Below are 15,672 nucleotides of genomic sequence, written 5' to 3' on the forward strand. Positions count from 1 at the left end.
GCGCGGCCACCCCCGGCCCGGAGGAAGGAGCACGACGGTTATGCACCCGCACTCTTCTCCGCACTCCAGACCCGACTCCGGCTCGGGGGCCCCATCCGGGCGGGGGCTCGGGACCGCCTTCGGGCCGGGCGCCGGGCCCCGGTCCGGGGGCCGCCCCGGGCCCGACCCCGCATCCGGGCGCCGCTCCGGATCCCGGCGTGGGGCGCGGCTCGCCGCCGTCGGGGCCACGCTGCTGCTCGCCCTGACGGCCCTGCCCGCCGCCGCGTCCGGGGCCGCCACCTCCGGCGCCGCCGACGACGACCGGGTCCTGGTCTTCTCCAAGACGGCCGGCTTCCGCCATGACTCGATCCCCGACGGCATCGCCGCCATCAAGGAACTCGGCGCGCAGGGCGGCTTCGCCGTCGACGCCACCGAGGACGGCGCCGCCTTCACCCCCGACAACCTCGCCCGCTACGACGCCGTCGTCTTCCTCTCCACGACCGGCGACGTCCTCGACACCGCCCAGCAGTCCGCGTTCGAGGGGTATGTGCGGGCGGGCGGCGGCTACGTCGGCGTCCACGCGGCCGCCGACACCGAGTACGACTGGCCCTTCTACGAGGGCCTGGCCGGGGCCTACTTCCAGTCCCACCCCGCGATCCAGCGGGCCACCGTGAACGTCGAGGACCGGGCCAACCCCGCGACCGCGCATCTGGCGCCGACGTGGGAGCGGACCGATGAGTGGTACAACTACCGCACCAACCCGAGGGAGCGGGTGCGGGTCCTCGCCACGCTCGACGAATCCTCGTACCAGGGCGGCGCGATGGGCGAGGACCACCCCATCTCGTGGTGCCAGGAGTACCGGGGCGGCCGCGCCTTCTACACCGGCTTCGGCCACACCAAGGAGTCCTACGCCGACCCCGCCTTCCGGCAGCACCTGCTCGGCGGCATCCGCTACGCCACCGGCGCCGCCCACGCCGACTGCCGCCCCGAGCAGGGCTACCGCCCGCTCTTCGACGGCACCTCGACGGACGGCTGGAAGCAGGCGGGCCCCGGGAGTTTCACCCTCGACACCGCGTCCGGGACCCTCACCTCGACGGGCGGCATGGGCATGCTCTGGTACGAGGCGCGCGAGCTGCGCTCGTACTCGCTCAAGCTGGACTGGAAGATGGCGGGCGACGACAACTCCGGCGTCTTCGTCGGCTTCCCGGCCTCCGACGACCCCTGGTCGGCGGTCAACAACGGCTACGAGGTGCAGATCGACGCCACGGACACCCCCGACCACACCACCGGCTCGGTCTACGGCTTCCAGTCCGCGGACCTCGCCAAGCGGGACGCGGCGCTGAACCCGCCGGGGGAGTGGAACACCTACGAGATCCGGGTGCAGGGCGAGCGGCTGCGGATCTGGCTCAACGGCGTGAAGATCAACGACTTCACCAACCAGGATCCGGCGCGCAGCCTGCTCCAGGGCTACGTCGGCATCCAGAACCACGGGGAGGGGGACGAGGTCTCCTTCCGCGACATCCGCGTCAAGGACCTGCCGGCGAAGGGCGGCGGCCACCACCAGCGCCACCACGACGGCTAGCCACCCCCGGTCCGCCGTCCCGACGGCCCGAGGGGAGCCGTGGGGACGGCGTGGCGGCGGGCAGGAGTACGCCGCCTCCTCCCGCCGCCACCCTCACCACCTGTCCAGCGCCGCCACCCTCACCACCTGTCCAGCGCCGCCACCCCCACCACCTGTCCGGCCCCCCACCCACCACCTGTCCGGCACCGCCACCCTGACGGCCCCGGGTCACCCACCCGGCGGCTCCGGCCGCCCCGCCCCGGCCCCGACTCCCGGGCGCGGGGCGGCCTCGGCCACGTCCGCCCGACCACACCACCCGTGCGCCACGACAGGACCGGCGCCGCCCATGCGGATCCGCGCCACCCCGAACCACCTGCGCAACCAACGTCCAGCCCCCGGGAGGCAGCCAGTGACCACCCGTCCCGACGACATCACCCCCCTCCGCGACGCACCCCGTACGGGGGTCTGGCTCATCGGCGCCCGCGGTTCCGTCGCCACCACCGCCGTGGCGGGCTGTGCCGCCGTCGCCGGGGGGCTCCAGCCGGCGACCGGAATGGTCACCGAGACCGCGGCGTTCGCGGACAGCGGCCTGCCCGCCCTCGCCGACCTCGTCTTCGGCGGCCATGACACCGCCGCCACCCCGCTGCCCAAGCGGGCCGAGGCGCTGGCCGCCGACGGGGTGCTGCCGCACGGACTGCCCGCCGCCGTGCGCGGCGAACTCGCCGCCGCCGACGCGGCCGTACGCCCGGGCGGGCCACAGCCCGGCGACGGCCGTGGCGAGGAGGAGCTGATCGCGGCCTTCGCGGCCGACCTCACCGAGTTCGTCGGTACGCACGAGCTGGCCCGCGCCGTCGTCGTCAACGTCGCCTCCACCGAGGCGGCCCCGGAGGACGCCGGGACGCTGCCGCCCAGCTCCCTCTACGCCGCCGCCGCGCTGCGCGCCGGATGCCCGTACGTCAACTTCACACCCTCCACCGGGCTCCACCACCCCCGTGTGCGCGAGCGGGCCGAGCGCTCCGGGCTGCCGTACGCGGGGCGCGACGGCAAGACCGGGCAGACGCTGCTGCGGTCCGTCCTCGCGCCGATGTTCGCCCAGCGGGCGCTGGCCGTACGGAGCTGGTCCGGTACGAACCTCCTCGGCGGGGGCGACGGCGCCGCCCTCGCCCACCCGGGCGCCGCGGCGGCCAAGAACGCGGGGAAGGCGCGGGTCCTCTCCGACACCCTCGGCGAACTCCCCGACGGCGAGCTGCACATCGACAACGTGCCCGCGCTCGGCGACTGGAAGACCGCCTGGGACCACGTCTCCTTCGAGGGCTTCCTCGGCTCGCGGATGGTCCTCCAGACCATCTGGCAGGGGTGCGACTCGGCCCTCGCCGCACCGCTCGTCCTCGATCTGGCCCGGCTGACCGCCCGCGCCCATGAGGCCGGTCTCACCGGCCCGCTCCCCGAACTCGGCTTCTACTTCAAGGACTCGGACGGCGGCCCGGCCGCCCTCGCCGACCAGTACGCGGCGCTCATCGGCTTCGCCGGGCGGCTGCGGGGCCGGTCGTGACGGGCGGGGCGGGGGAGCGGGGGCCCTTCGGGAAGTGCGGCGACTGGGCCGAACTCCTCAGGGTGTCGGCCCTGTTCACGGTGCCAGGTGACGCCCTGGCGGGCGCGGCCGCGGCCCGGCGCGGCCCCAACCGGGGCACCGCGCTCGCGGTCTGCGCGTCGCTGTGCCTGTACGAGGCGGGCATGGCGCTCAACGACTGGGCCGACCGGGACATCGACGCCGTGGAGCGCCCCGGCCGCCCGCTGCCGTCGGGCCGTATCGCCCCGGCCGCGGCGCTGACCGCCGCTACCGGGCTGACCGCCGCCGGGCTCCTCTGCGCCGCCGCCGCGGGCCGCCAGGCCCTCGCCACGGCGACGGCCCTGGCGGGCACGGTGTGGGCGTACGACCTGGGGCTGAAGAACACGCCCGCGGGCCCGCCCACCATGGCCGCCGCCCGCGCGCTCGACCTCCTCCTCGGCGCCACGGCCTCCGCCGGCCACATCCGCCCGGCGCTCCGCCCGGCCGTCCTCCTGGGCGCCCACACCCTCGCGGTGACCACGGTCTCCCGCCGCGAGGCGACCGGCGGCACCTCAACGGCCCCCCTCGGCGCCCTCGCGGTGGGCACGGCGATCGCCTGGGCCACGACCAGAGACCCGGCCCTCGCTTCGGGGCGCGGCCCTGAAGCGGGCCACGGCGCGCGGGTCACGGCGGTGGACGGCTCCACCAGCGGCGCTCCGGCGGGTGGCGCGGCCGCCGGTGGCACCATCGCCGCTGTCGTCAGGGGGCTCTCTCACGCGGGGCCACGCCGTGGTGCTCCGAGGCGGCTCGTGGGGGCTGTGGGCCGCCTCCCTGCCGCCGTGGGCGGCGTGTCTACGCCGGGGGAGGGGGCCACCACGCGTCGTGGTGCTCCGGTGGGTGGCGTGGCCGCCGGTGGCGCGCGGCGCGGCGGTCCGGCGGCGCGACTCGTCGCGGCGGCTGCGGCCGCCGCCGGACACGTCGCCCCGCCGGGCGGCACACGGGCCGGGGCCGCCGTGCGCCGGCACGGCGGGGCCGTCCCCTCGCCCGGCGCGGCGGTCAGCCGCTTCGCGGGGGCCGCCCTCGCGGGCGGGTATGTGGCCACGGTCGCCCGGCCGTTGGCGCATGCCGCGCTCAACCCGTCCCCGTACCTCCTCCAGCGTGCCGTCGGCAGCGGCATCCGCGCGATGATCCCGCTTCAGGCCGTACTCGCCTCCCGCGCCGGGGCGCACCGTACGGCGGCGGGGCTGCTCGCGCTGATGCCCGTCGCCCGACGGCTGTCGAGAAAGGTCAGCGCGACATGAGCCGCACCGGCGACCCCGGCCGCCCCACTCCGGAACCCCTCCGCCTCGCCTACGGCACCAACGGCCTGACCGACCTGCGCCTGAGTGACGCCCTCGCACTCCTCGCCGACCTCGGCTACGACGGCGTCTCGCTGACCCTCGACCATATGCACCTCGACCCGCTCGCCCCGGACCTCGCCGCCCGTACCCGCCACGTGGGCCGCGAGCTCGAGCGGCTCGGCCTCGGTGTCGCGATCGAGACCGGTGCCCGGTATGTGCTCGACGCCCGGCGCAAGCACCACCCCACGCTGCTCGATCCGGACCCCGAGGCCCGAGGCGCCCGGGTCGATCTGCTGCTGCGGGCCGTGCGGGTGGCGGGGGACCTCGGGGCCCCGGCCGTGCACTGCTTCAGCGGGGTGCTGCCGCCCGGGGAGTCCGCGGAGACGGCGTGGCGGCGGCTGGCGGACGCCCTCGGGCCGGTGGTCGTGGCCGCCGGGGCGGTGGGCGTCTCCCTCGCGATCGAGCCGGAGCCGGGGCATCTCCTCGCCGACCTCGCCGGTTTCCACCGGCTGCGCACGGCGCTCGGCGATCCGGCCGCCCTCGGCCTCACCCTCGACATCGGCCACTGCCAGTGCCTGGAACCCGACCCGCCCGCCGAGTGCGTCCGCGCGGCGGCGCCCTGGGTGCGGCATGTGCAGATCGAGGACATGCGGCGCGCGGTGCACGAACATCTGCCGTTCGGCGAAGGGGAGATCGACTTCCCGCCGGTCCTGGAGGCGCTGCGCGCCGCCGGGTACCGGGGACTCGTCGGCGTCGAGCTGCCCCGCCACTCCCACGCCGGTCCCGAACTGGCCCGCGCCTCCCTGCGGTTCCTCAAGGACGCGGAGCGGGCCGCGAGCGAGGGAGGCGTCCGATGCTGACGACCGTGACCGAACTCCGCGCCGCCGTGGAGCGGCACTTGGACGAGGCGGGCCGCGCCTGGCTGGATCAAGCGCTGACGGACGCGGCGAAGTCCGGGCCGCGCCCCGACGCTCCCGGCCCCGCCCGCTGGGAGCTGGACTTCGCCTCCGCGGGCCGCCACGTTCGCTCCGCGTCCCCCGCCACGGTCACCGGCCGGCCCGTCTCCGCCGACCGTCCTGCCCCCGAGGGGCCCGCCTCCATCGGGCGGCCCGCGGCCGATAGCTCCGCTGCCGCCGCTGCTGGGCCCGCTCCTGGCGACGGGCCCAGCGCGGCCGGTCCCCGCGCCCCTGGCGGCCCTTCCGGTCCGGGCCACCTGGCCGCACAGGTCGCCCCAACCGAGACGATCGCCGCCGACGGCCTCGCCCCCCACGACCTCCCCGACGCCCCCCACGACCTCCCCGACGCCCCCCACGACCTCCCCGACGCCCCCCACGACCTCCCCGACGCCGCCCGCGTCCTCATCCTCCACGCCGCGCGCGCGGACGCGCCCACCGTCGCGCGGCTGTACGCGCACGGCACGGGCGCCGAGCGCCGGGCCGTGCTGCGGGCGCTTCCGCATCTCGGGCTCTTCGCCGGGCCCGACGCCGTGCCGCTCGTCGAGGACGCCCTGCGGACCAACGACACCCGGCTCGTGGCCGCCGCCGTCGGGCCGTACGCCGCCCGGCACCTCTCGCCGCACAGCTGGCGGCAGGCCGTGCTCAAGTGCCTGTTCACGGGCGTGCCCCTCACCGCAGTGGCCGACTGGGAGCGGCGGGCGCGCGGGGACGGCGAGCTGGGCCGCATGCTCGGCGACTACGCCCATGAGCGCACCGCCGCCGGGCGTCCCGTGCCCGGCGACCTCGACCGCGTACTGGCCATGACCCGCGCCCTGCCCGGCGCGCCCCGCGCCCTGACCCGCGAGGAGTCCTGATGCGCATCTTCGATCCCCACATCCATATGACCTCCCGCACCACCGACGACTACGAGGCCATGTACGCCGCGGGGGTGCGCGCCCTCGTCGAGCCGTCCTTCTGGCTCGGGCAGCCCCGCACCTCGCCCGCCAGCTTCTACGACTACTTCGACTCCCTCCTCGGCTGGGAGCCCTTCCGGGCCGCCCAGCACGGGATCGCCCACCACTGCACCCTCGCCCTCAATCCCAAGGAGGCCAACGACCCGCGCTGCACCCCCGTCCTGGACGAGCTGCCGCGCTACCTAGTCAAGGACGGCGTCGTGGCCGTGGGCGAGATCGGCTACGACTCGATGACCCCCGCCGAGGACACCGCACTCGCCGCCCAGCTCCAGCTCGCCGCCGACCACGGGCTGCCCGCCCTCGTCCACACCCCGCACCGCGACAAGCTGGCCGGGCTGCGCCGCACCCTCGATGTCGTCCGGGAGTCCGCGCTGCCCCCCGACCGGGTCCTGGTGGACCACCTCAACGAGACCACCGTCAAGGAGGCCAAGGACAGCGGCTGCTGGCTGGGCTTCTCCGTCTACCCCGACACCAAGATGGACGAGGAGCGGATGGTCGCGATCCTGCGCGCGTACGGGCCCGAGAAGGTCCTGGTCAACTCCGCCGCCGACTGGGGGAGGAGCGACCCGCTCAAGACCCGGAAGGTCGGCGACCTGATGCGGGCCGAGGGCTTCACCGAGGACGACGTCGACCTGGTGCTGTGGCGCAACCCGGTCGCGTTCTACGGGCTCAGCGGCCGCCTGGACCTGGACCTCGACGCCGACGACACCACGGCCACCGCCACCCACGAGGGCAACTCCATCCTGCGCGGCGGCGCCCCGGCCGCCGCGCCGACGGAACGGTGAGGAGGACCCCATGCGCTTCCGCCACCCCGACGGCTCCACCGTCCACCTCGCCTACTGCACCAACGTCCACCCCGCGGAAGACCTCGACGGCGTCGTGGAGCAGCTCCGGCTGCACTGCGAACCGGTACGCCGCCGCCTGGGCCGCGACCGGCTCGGCATCGGCCTGTGGCTGGCCCGCGACGCCGCCCGCACCCTGAGCGCCGACCCCGCCGAACTGCGCAGGCTGCGCACCGCGCTGGACACCCGCGGCCTGGAGGTCGTCACCCTCAACGGCTTTCCGTACGAGGGGTTCGGCGCCCAGGAGGTCAAGTACCGCGTCTACAAGCCCGACTGGACCGACCCGGAGCGGCTGGAGCACACCACCCACCTGGCCCGGCTGCTGGCCGCGCTGCTCCCCGACGACATCACCGACGGCTCCGTCTCCACCCTGCCGCTCGCCTGGCGCGCCCCCTTCGACGCCGACGCCGCCCGCGCCGCCCGCCGCCACCTCACCACCCTCGCCCAACGGCTCGACGCCATCCAGGAGCTCACCGGCCGGTCCGTCCGCATCGGCCTGGAGCCCGAGCCCGGCTGCACCGTCGAGACCACCGCGCAGGCCATCGAGGCGCTCACCGCACCCGGCGGCCCGCCCCTGGACCGCATCGGGGTCTGCCTGGACACCTGCCATCTGGCGACGCAGTTCGAGGATCCGCACACGGCCACAGGCGCGCTCACCGCCGCCGGGGTCCCGGTCGTCAAGGCGCAGCTGTCCGCCGCGCTGCACGCCGAGGACCCGGGGCGGCCCGCCGTACGGAAGGCCCTCGCGGCCTTCGCCGAGCCCCGATTCCTCCACCAGACCCGCACCCGGGCCCCCGAGGGCGGCGTCACCGGCACCGACGACCTCGACCAGGCGCTCGCCGGCGGTCTTGCGGACACCACGCCCTGGCGGTCCCACTTCCACGTACCGCTGCACGCCCCGCCCGAGCCCCCGCTGACCTCCACCCTCCCGGTGCTCGCCGACGCCCTGGCCCGTCTCGTCGGCGGGCCCGCCCCGCTGACCCGCCACCTCGAAGTGGAGACCTACACCTGGCAGGCGCTCCCGCCCGAGCTGCGCCCACGCACCCGCGACCGGCTCGCCGACGGCATCGCCGCCGAACTCGCCCTCGCCCGCGACCTGCTGACCGACCTCGGCCTCAAGGAGCTGCCATGAGCGCCCCGAGCCACGGGAGCGGCCCGACCCCGCTTCTCGTTCTGGACGTCGTCGGGCTCACCCCCCGGCTGCTTGACCACATGCCCCGTCTCAAGGCGCTCGGCCGCTCCGGCTCCCGGGCCGCGCTGGGCACCGTGCTGCCCGCCGTCACCTGCGCCGCCCAGTCCACGTTCCTCACCGGCACCACCCCCGCCGAGCACGGCATCGTCGGCAACGGCTGGTACTTCCGCGAGATGGGCGAGGTGCTGCTGTGGCGGCAGCACAACGGCCTGGTAGGCGGCGACAAGCTGTGGGACGCCGCCCGCCGCGCCCACCCGGGCTACACCGTGGCCAACGTCTGCTGGTGGTACGCGATGGGCTCGGACACCGACATCACCGTCACCCCGCGCCCCGTCTACTACGCCGACGGCCGCAAGGAGCCGGACTGCTACACCCGGCCCCCCGCCCTGCACGACGAACTCGCCGCGAAGCTCGGCACCTTCCCCCTCTTCCACTTCTGGGGGCCGGGCGCCGATCTGGTCTCCTCGCAGTGGATCATCGACGCCACCCGTCACATCCTGCGCACCAGCCCCACCGATCTGGTGCTCACCTACCTTCCACACCTGGACTACGACCTCCAGCGGTACGGCCCGGACGACCCCCGCGCCCACTCCGCCGCCGCCGAACTCGACACCGCCCTCGGCCCGCTGCTCGACGACGCCACCGCCCGTGGCCGTACCGTCGTGGCGCTGTCCGAGTACGGGATCACCCGGGTCTCCCGGCCGGTGGACATCAACCGGGCGCTGCGCCGCGCCGGGCTGCTGGAGGTGCACACCCAGGACGGCATGGAGTACCTGGACCCCGGCGCCTCCCGCGCCTTCGCGGTCGCCGACCACCAGCTCGCCCATGTGTATGTGCGCCGCGCGGAGGACCTGGACGCCACCCGCGCCGCCCTGGCCGGGCTGCCCGGCATCGCCGAACTCCTCGACGACGAGGGCAAGAAGGCCCACGGCCTGGACCACCCCCGCTCCGGGGAACTGGTCGCGGTGGCCGCGCCGGACGCCTGGTTCACGTACTACTACTGGCTCGACGACTCCCGCGCCCCCGACTTCGCCCAGCTGGTGGAGATCCACCGCAAGCCCGGCTATGACCCGGCCGAGCTGTTCATGGACCCCAAGGACCCCTATGTGCGGGTGCGGGCCGCCACCGCGCTGGCCCGCAAGAAGACGGGGATGCGGTACCGCATGGCCGTCGTCCCGCTCGATCCGTCCCCGGTGCGCGGCAGCCACGGCCGCCTCCCGGACCGCGAGGAGGACGGACCCGTCCTCCTCTGCTCCCAGCCCGGCGCGGTGAACGGCCAAGTGGCCGCCACCGACGTCAAGAACCTGCTCCTCCGCCTCGCCGGCCTGACGAACGCAACCGAAGGAGACACCCCGTGAAGAGGGCCCAGGACAACCCCGAACTCGCCGAGACCCTCCGCCGCCGCAGATTCCTCGGCGTCGCCGCGGGCGCCACGGCCGCCGGTCTGCTCGGCACCGGCACCGCCGCGGCCGCCCAGACGGGCACCACCACCGCCGCGTCGGCCCAGAACGGCCGGGGCGGCCCGCTGGTGCCCCGCGGCCACCTCGGCATCCAGCTCTACACCCTCCGCGACCAGGTGCAGTCCATCGGCTTCGCCGATGTCTTCGAGGAACTGGCCCGGTACGGCTACGACCAGGTGGAGTTCGCCGGCTACACCCAGGGCACCGGCGACATCACCCTCAAGCAGCTCAAGCGGCTGATGCGGGACAACGGGCTGCGCGGGATCGGCAGCCACGTCGGCTACTACTCCGACGACCCGAAGGCGTACACCTTCGCCACCAACCTCACCCAGGTGCTCGACGACGCCGAGGCGCTCGGCCTGCCGCATGTGGGCACCGCGTCGGGGCCCTGGCGCTACGGCTCCACGGTCGACGGCTGGAAGCGCTGCGCGGAGGAGTTCAACACCTACGGCGCGGCGGCCAGGGCGCGCGGGATGAAGTTCTACCAGCACAACCACGCCGAGGAGTTCTCCTTCGCCACCGACCGGCCGGACGTCCGCCTCTACGACGTGCTGCTCGCCGAGACCGACCCCGAGCTGGTCCACCTGGAGATGGACATCTACTGGGCGTATGTGGCCCAGTACCGCTTCGGGAAGAAGGCCGACGGCTCCCCGGCGCCCTTCGAGCCGCTGACCTACGTCCTGCGGGCCCCGCACCGCTATCCGCTCTTCCACGTCAAGGACGGGGAGCACGACGAAACCGTCCCCGACGGCTACCGGATGGTGGACGTCGGGGACGGTGACATCGACTACCGCCGCTTCCTGAGCGCGGTGGGCAAGACCCATGGCGGGCGGCGTGACCACCACTGGATGGTGGAGCACGACCAGCCCGCCGATTCGCTCACCACCGCCCGCCGCTCCGCCCGCTATCTGCGGTCGTTGCGGTGCGGCGGACGGGGCTGAGCGAGGGCACTCGCGGCCGGGCCGGACGGCCTCGCGCCGCTAGACCGCCTCGCGGCTGATCGGCTGCGGGTTCGGGGCGATGCCCCGGATCCGCGGCCGGCCGGGCTGCCGCAGCAGCAGGGCCACCGCTGCCGCCACCATGGAGATGCCTCCGGCGAGCGCGTACGCGCCGTCGTAGCCCCAGGAGTCGACCACCATCGAGCCGAGGCCGCCGCCGAACAGCCCGCTGATCAGCTTTCCGCTGTACACCAGGCCGTAGTTGGTGGCGTTGTAGTTCTCCCCGAAGTAGTCCGGGGTCAGCGCCGCGAACATCGGGTAGAAGGCGCCACCGCCGAATCCGGAGAGGAAGGCGAAGAAGAGGAACAGCACCTCGTTGTGGATGTTGCCGGCCCAGATCACCCCGAACTGGGCGAGGCCCAGCACCACGATGACGAAGACCAGCGTCGTCTTCCGGCCCCACAGGTCCGAGAGCCAGCCCACCACGGCGCGTCCGACACCGTTGATGACGGACATGATGCCCATGGACGAGGCCGCCACCAGCGGGCCGAAGCCCACCTCCTTGGCGTAGTCGACCTGGAAGGAGATGCCGAATATGGACACTCCCGCGGTGAGCACCAGGGAGAACCACATCAGCGGCAGCATCCCGGTCCTGATGGCCTCCTTGGGCGTGTACTGCCGCACCGCCGGCGGGTTCTTCGCCAGGCTCGTGGCGCTCTTGGCGTTGCCGCTGTAGCTCAGCGGGTCGATGTCGGCGGGCCACCAGTTCTTCGGCGGGTCCTTGAAGAACCAGGCGCAGACCGCCACGACGATCAGCACATAGACCCCGATGAGGTCCAGGACCTCGTCGAAGTTCCCGGTGTCGAACCAGTAGTTGAAGATGAAGATGAATGGCAGCGCGCCGTAGGCGAACCCTCCGTTGACGAACCCCGTCTTGGCCCCGCGCCGCTCCGGGAACCACTTGCCCACCATATTGATGCAGGTGGCGTAGACGAACCCGGAGCCGAGACCGCCGATCACACCGAAGCCGACGATCGCCATGAACACGTTGTCAACGTGCGAGAGGGCCAGGAAGCCGATCAGACACAGCCCCGCGCCCAGCAACATCGCCCTGCGGGCGGTCAGGATCCCCTTCTCCCGCAGCCATCCGGCCGGGAAGGCGATGCCCGCCTGGAAGAACACCCAGACGCTGAGGATCCAGAAGGTGTTGCTCTGGGTCCAGCCGTGCGCCTCCGAGAGCGTGTCCTCCGCCGAGCCGTACGCGTACTCGGACACGCTGATGGCCATCATCGCGATCCACGGCAGATAGACCATCAGCTTCCGGCTGTGGCCCAGGATGTCGCGGTCGGTCTCGCCGATGCGATACGTACGTCCCTTGCTGTCCTGCACTTCACGGAAGGGGAGGACCCCCTCCGGCTGTTCTGCTGTGCTCATGTCGTCCCCTTGGCTTCGAAGGAACCCGGCCAGCGCCCCCTGTCCAAACTCTTCGTGCTCCGGGAAACGTGGGTGCTTAGCTGAGCAACCCCGCCGACCTGGCCCAGCGGTACTTGGCGCCCAGGACGGCCACCGGCTTCTCGGTGGTGTACGGATAGGCCACGACCCCGCGCTCGAAGAGGTACGCGCACGCCTCCTCGACCTCGGTGTCGCCCGCGAGCGAGGCCACCACCGGCTTGGCGATGCCCCGGGCGCGGAACTCCTCGACGACCCGCGCGGTCAGCTCGGCGAACACCATCGGCGGGGTGACGATGGTGTGCCAGTAGCCCAGGACCAGGGCGTGGATCCGCGGATCCTCCAGGCCCAGCCGGATGGTCGCCTCGTAGGTGGACGGCGGTTCGCCGCCGGTGATGTCCACCGGGTTCCCGGCCGCGCCGAACGGCGGGATGAAGCGGCGGAAGGCGGCGTCCAGATCCTCGGGGATCTCCATCAGGGACAGCCCGTTGTCGACGATCGCGTCCGACAGCAGCACCCCCGAGCCCCCGGCGCCGGTGATGATGACGACGTTGTCACCCTGGGGCGCGGGCAGCACGGGCAGCGCCCGCGCGTACTCCAGCATCTCGTTCAGGCCCGGCGCCCGGATCACCCCGGCCTGCCGCAGGATGTCGTCGTAGACCGCGTCGTCCCCGGCCAGCGCGCCGGTGTGGGACCCGGCGGCCCTGGCGCCCGCCGCCGTACGGCCCGCCTTGAGGACCACCACCGGCTTCCGGGGCACCGTGGCCCGTGCCGCCTCCACGAAGGCCCGGCCGTCCTTGAGGTCTTCCAGGTGCATCGCGATGCACTGGGTGCGGTCGTCCTCACCGAACCAGGTCAGCAGGTCGTCCTCGTCCAGGTCCGACTTGTTGCCGAGGCCGACGATGGCCGAGACACCGGTCTTCGTCGTCCGGGCGAAGCCGAGGATGGCCATCCCGATGCCACCGGACTGCGAGGTGAGCGCCACCGGCCCCTTGACGTCGTACGGGGTGCAGAACGTGGCGCACAGATCCTGCCAGGTGGAGTAGTAGCCGTAGATGTTGGGCCCCAGCAGCCGCACCCCGTGCTCCTCGGCGATGGCCACGATCCGGTCCTGGAGCTCGTGTTCACCGGTCTCGGCGAAGCCGGACGGGATCAGCACCGCGTTCGGGATGCCCTTGCGGCCGACCTCCTCCAGCGCGGCGGGCACGAACTTCGCGGGGATCGCGAAGACGGCCACGTCCACCTCGCCGGGGACGTCCGTGACGGTCTTGTACGCCTTGCGGCCCAGGATGTCGTCGGCCTTGGGGTTCACCGGGTGGATCTCGCCGGGGAAGCCGCCGTCGACGAGGTTGCGCATCACCGAATTGCCGATCTTCCCCTGCTCGTTGGAGGCGCCCACCACCGCCACCGAGCGCGGCTTCATCAGCCGGCGCATCGAGCCCAGGATCTCCTCGCGCGAGTAGCGGCGGCGCGTCCGCGGGGCCGGATCCCCGATCAGCAGCCGCACATCGGCGGCGAGCACCCCGCTCGCGGTGGCGAACACCGGGTTGAGGTCGACCTCGGTGATCTCGGGGAAGTCCGCCACCAGCCGGGAGACCCGCACGATCAGATCGGCGAGCGCCGCGCGGTCCACCGCCTCGCCGCCACGCACCCCGCGCAGCACCTCGGCGGCGCGGATCCCGTCCAGCATCGACAGCGCCTCGTCCCTCGTGGCCGGGGCCAGCCGGAAGGTGATGTCCTTGAGCACCTCCACCAGCACCCCGCCGAGCCCGAACGCCACCACCTTCCCGAAGGTGGGGTCGGTGACGGCGCCGACGATGACCTCCTGCCCGCCGTCCGGGATCATCTGCTGCACCTGGACGCCCTGGATCCGGGCCTTCGCGTCGTAGTCACGGGCGTTGTCGACGATCGTGGTGAACGCGCTCCGCACCTCGGCGCAGGACGTCAGCCCCACCCGGACCCCGCCCGCGTCGGTCTTGTGCAGGATGTCCGGGGACACGATCTTGAGGACGACGGGGAAGCCGATCCGGTCGGCGAGCGCCACCGCCTCGTCGGCGGTCTCCGCCAGCCCCTCGGCCGGGGTCGGGATACCGTACGCGTCGGTGATCCGTTTCCCCTCGGGGGCGGTCAGCGCCGTGCGCCCCTCGGCGCGGGCGGCGTCCAGCACCGCGCGCACGGCATCGTTGTCATACGTCACCGTCAGATCACTCCGTTCGTCTTGAGCAGCCGCACTTCCTCGTCGCCGAGCCCCAGCTCCCCGACGTACACCTCTTCGTTGTGCTCACCCAGCAGCGGGGAGCGCTCGACCCGGACCGGGGAGTCGGAGAGCTTCAGCGGGGAGCCGACCGTGGTGAAGGAGCCGCGCTCGGGGTGGTCGACCTCGACGATCATCTCGTTGGCCGCGAGCGACGCGTCCTCGACGATCTCCTTGGTGGACAGGATCGGCCCGCACGGGATGTTGTGCGCCGTGAGCTGCTCCAGCACCTCCCACTTCGGCAGCGTGCTGGACCACTCCTCGATCAGCTGGAACATCTTGGCCAGCTTCGGCAGCCGCGCCTCGGGCGCGGCCCACTCCGGGTCATCGGCCAGCTCGGGGCGGCCGATCAACCGGGTGATCGGCTCCCAGCCGACCGGCTGCACGATGACGTAGACGTAGTCGTTGGGCCCGCCGGGCGCGCACTTGACCGCCCAGCCGGGCTGGCCGCCGCCGCTGGCGTTGCCGCTGCGCGGCACCTCGTCGCCGAAGTCCTCGTTCGGGTACTCCGCGAGCGGGCCGTGGGTCAGCCGCTGCTGGTCGCGCAGCTTCACCCGGCACAGATTGAGCACCGCGTGCTGCATCGCCACGTTGACCCGCTGGCCGCGCCCGGTGTGGGTGCGCTGGTAGAGCGCGGCGAGGATGCCCGCCACACAGTGCACCCCGGTGCCGGAGTCGCCGATCTGGGCGCCGGTGGCCAGCGGCGGGCCGTCCTCGAAGCCGGTCGTGGACATCGACCCGCCCATGGCCTGCGCGACCACCTCGTACGCCTTGAACTTGGTGTACGGGCCGTCGCCGAACCCCTTGATCGAGGCGTAGACCAGCCGGGGGTTGATCTCCTGGATGCGTTCCCAGGAGAACCCCATGCGGTCCACCGCGCCCGGACCGAAGTTCTCCACCAGGACGTCGCTGCGGCGGATCAGCTCGGTCAGGAGCTCCTTGCCGCGCTCGCTCTTGGTGTTCAGCGTGATGCTCCGCTTGTTGCAGTTGAGCATCGTGAAGTAGAGCGAGTCCACGTCCGGGAGGTCGCGCAGCTGCTTGCGGGTGATGTCGCCGGTGACGTTCTCCAGCTTGATCACATCCGCGCCGAGCCAGGCGAGCAGCTGGGTGGCGGAGGGACCGGACTGCACATGCGTCATGTCGAGGACGCGGATGCCCGACAGGGCCTGATGGGCCTCGAGAGCCTGGGACATGGTGGC

Annotated in this window: 12 protein-coding genes; 9 read left to right on the top strand and 3 right to left on the bottom strand. The window is 73.4% G+C overall.

Going from position 1 to position 15,672, the window contains the following annotated elements:
* The first annotated feature begins 40 nt into the window (after positions 1 to 40).
* From ACJX2R_RS38815 to ACJX2R_RS38855, 9 genes are all read left to right on the top strand, one after another.
* Complete coding sequence (locus ACJX2R_RS38815; protein ID WP_413103893.1) at positions 41 to 1,561, top strand: ThuA domain-containing protein; 1,521 nt, start codon at positions 41 to 43, stop codon at positions 1,559 to 1,561.
* Between the two features lie 388 nt (positions 1,562 to 1,949).
* Positions 1,950 to 3,092: an inositol-3-phosphate synthase gene (locus ACJX2R_RS38820; protein ID WP_413103894.1), complete on the top strand. Its 1,143-nt coding sequence runs from the start codon at positions 1,950 to 1,952 to the stop codon at positions 3,090 to 3,092.
* A complete protein-coding gene (locus ACJX2R_RS38825; RefSeq protein ID WP_413103895.1) occupies positions 3,089 to 4,390 on the top strand; it encodes an SCO3242 family prenyltransferase in 1,302 nt (433 codons plus the stop codon). Before ACJX2R_RS38820 ends, ACJX2R_RS38825 begins: the two co-directional genes overlap by 4 nt.
* Positions 4,387 to 5,289: a sugar phosphate isomerase/epimerase family protein gene (locus ACJX2R_RS38830; protein ID WP_413103896.1), complete on the top strand. Its 903-nt coding sequence runs from the start codon at positions 4,387 to 4,389 to the stop codon at positions 5,287 to 5,289. The genes ACJX2R_RS38825 and ACJX2R_RS38830 overlap by 4 nt, the downstream gene beginning before the upstream one ends.
* Before the next feature lie 353 nt (positions 5,290 to 5,642).
* A complete protein-coding gene (locus ACJX2R_RS38835; protein ID WP_413106053.1) occupies positions 5,643 to 6,239 on the top strand; it encodes an EboA domain-containing protein in 597 nt (198 codons plus the stop codon).
* Complete coding sequence (locus ACJX2R_RS38840; RefSeq protein ID WP_413103897.1) at positions 6,239 to 7,123, top strand: TatD family hydrolase; 885 nt, start codon at positions 6,239 to 6,241, stop codon at positions 7,121 to 7,123. The genes ACJX2R_RS38835 and ACJX2R_RS38840 overlap by 1 nt, the downstream gene beginning before the upstream one ends.
* 10 nt (positions 7,124 to 7,133) lie before the next feature.
* A complete protein-coding gene (gene eboE / locus ACJX2R_RS38845; RefSeq protein WP_413103898.1) occupies positions 7,134 to 8,312 on the top strand; it encodes a metabolite traffic protein EboE in 1,179 nt (392 codons plus the stop codon).
* Entirely contained in the window at positions 8,309 to 9,730 is a 1,422-nt protein-coding gene (locus ACJX2R_RS38850; protein WP_413103899.1) for an alkaline phosphatase family protein, read from the top strand. Before eboE ends, ACJX2R_RS38850 begins: the two co-directional genes overlap by 4 nt.
* The gene (locus tag ACJX2R_RS38855; protein WP_413103900.1) at positions 9,727 to 10,773 is read left to right on the top strand and encodes a sugar phosphate isomerase/epimerase family protein; all 1,047 of its coding nucleotides are present in this window, start codon (positions 9,727 to 9,729) and stop codon (positions 10,771 to 10,773) included. Before ACJX2R_RS38850 ends, ACJX2R_RS38855 begins: the two co-directional genes overlap by 4 nt.
* A gap of 39 nt (positions 10,774 to 10,812) precedes the next feature.
* On the opposite strand, the gene ACJX2R_RS38860 is transcribed toward ACJX2R_RS38855, so the two are convergent.
* From ACJX2R_RS38860 to frc, 3 genes are all read right to left on the bottom strand, one after another.
* A complete protein-coding gene (locus ACJX2R_RS38860) occupies positions 10,813 to 12,204 on the bottom strand; it encodes an OFA family MFS transporter (RefSeq protein ID WP_413103901.1) in 1,392 nt (463 codons plus the stop codon).
* 76 nt (positions 12,205 to 12,280) lie between these two features.
* Positions 12,281 to 14,416 (bottom strand): acetate--CoA ligase family protein, encoded by a 2,136-nt coding sequence (locus ACJX2R_RS38865; RefSeq protein WP_413103902.1) that lies wholly within the window; start codon positions 14,414 to 14,416, stop codon positions 12,281 to 12,283.
* A 2-nt stretch (positions 14,417 to 14,418) separates the two neighbouring features.
* Positions 14,419 to 15,666: a formyl-CoA transferase gene (gene frc, locus ACJX2R_RS38870; protein WP_262704026.1), complete on the bottom strand. Its 1,248-nt coding sequence runs from the start codon at positions 15,664 to 15,666 to the stop codon at positions 14,419 to 14,421.
* Positions 15,667 to 15,672: the final 6 nt, after the last annotated feature.

Origin of the sequence: Streptomyces sp. Inha503, assembly GCF_047215865.1 — a bacterium.
GTDB lineage: Bacteria > Actinomycetota > Actinomycetes > Streptomycetales > Streptomycetaceae > Streptomyces > Streptomyces lycopersici.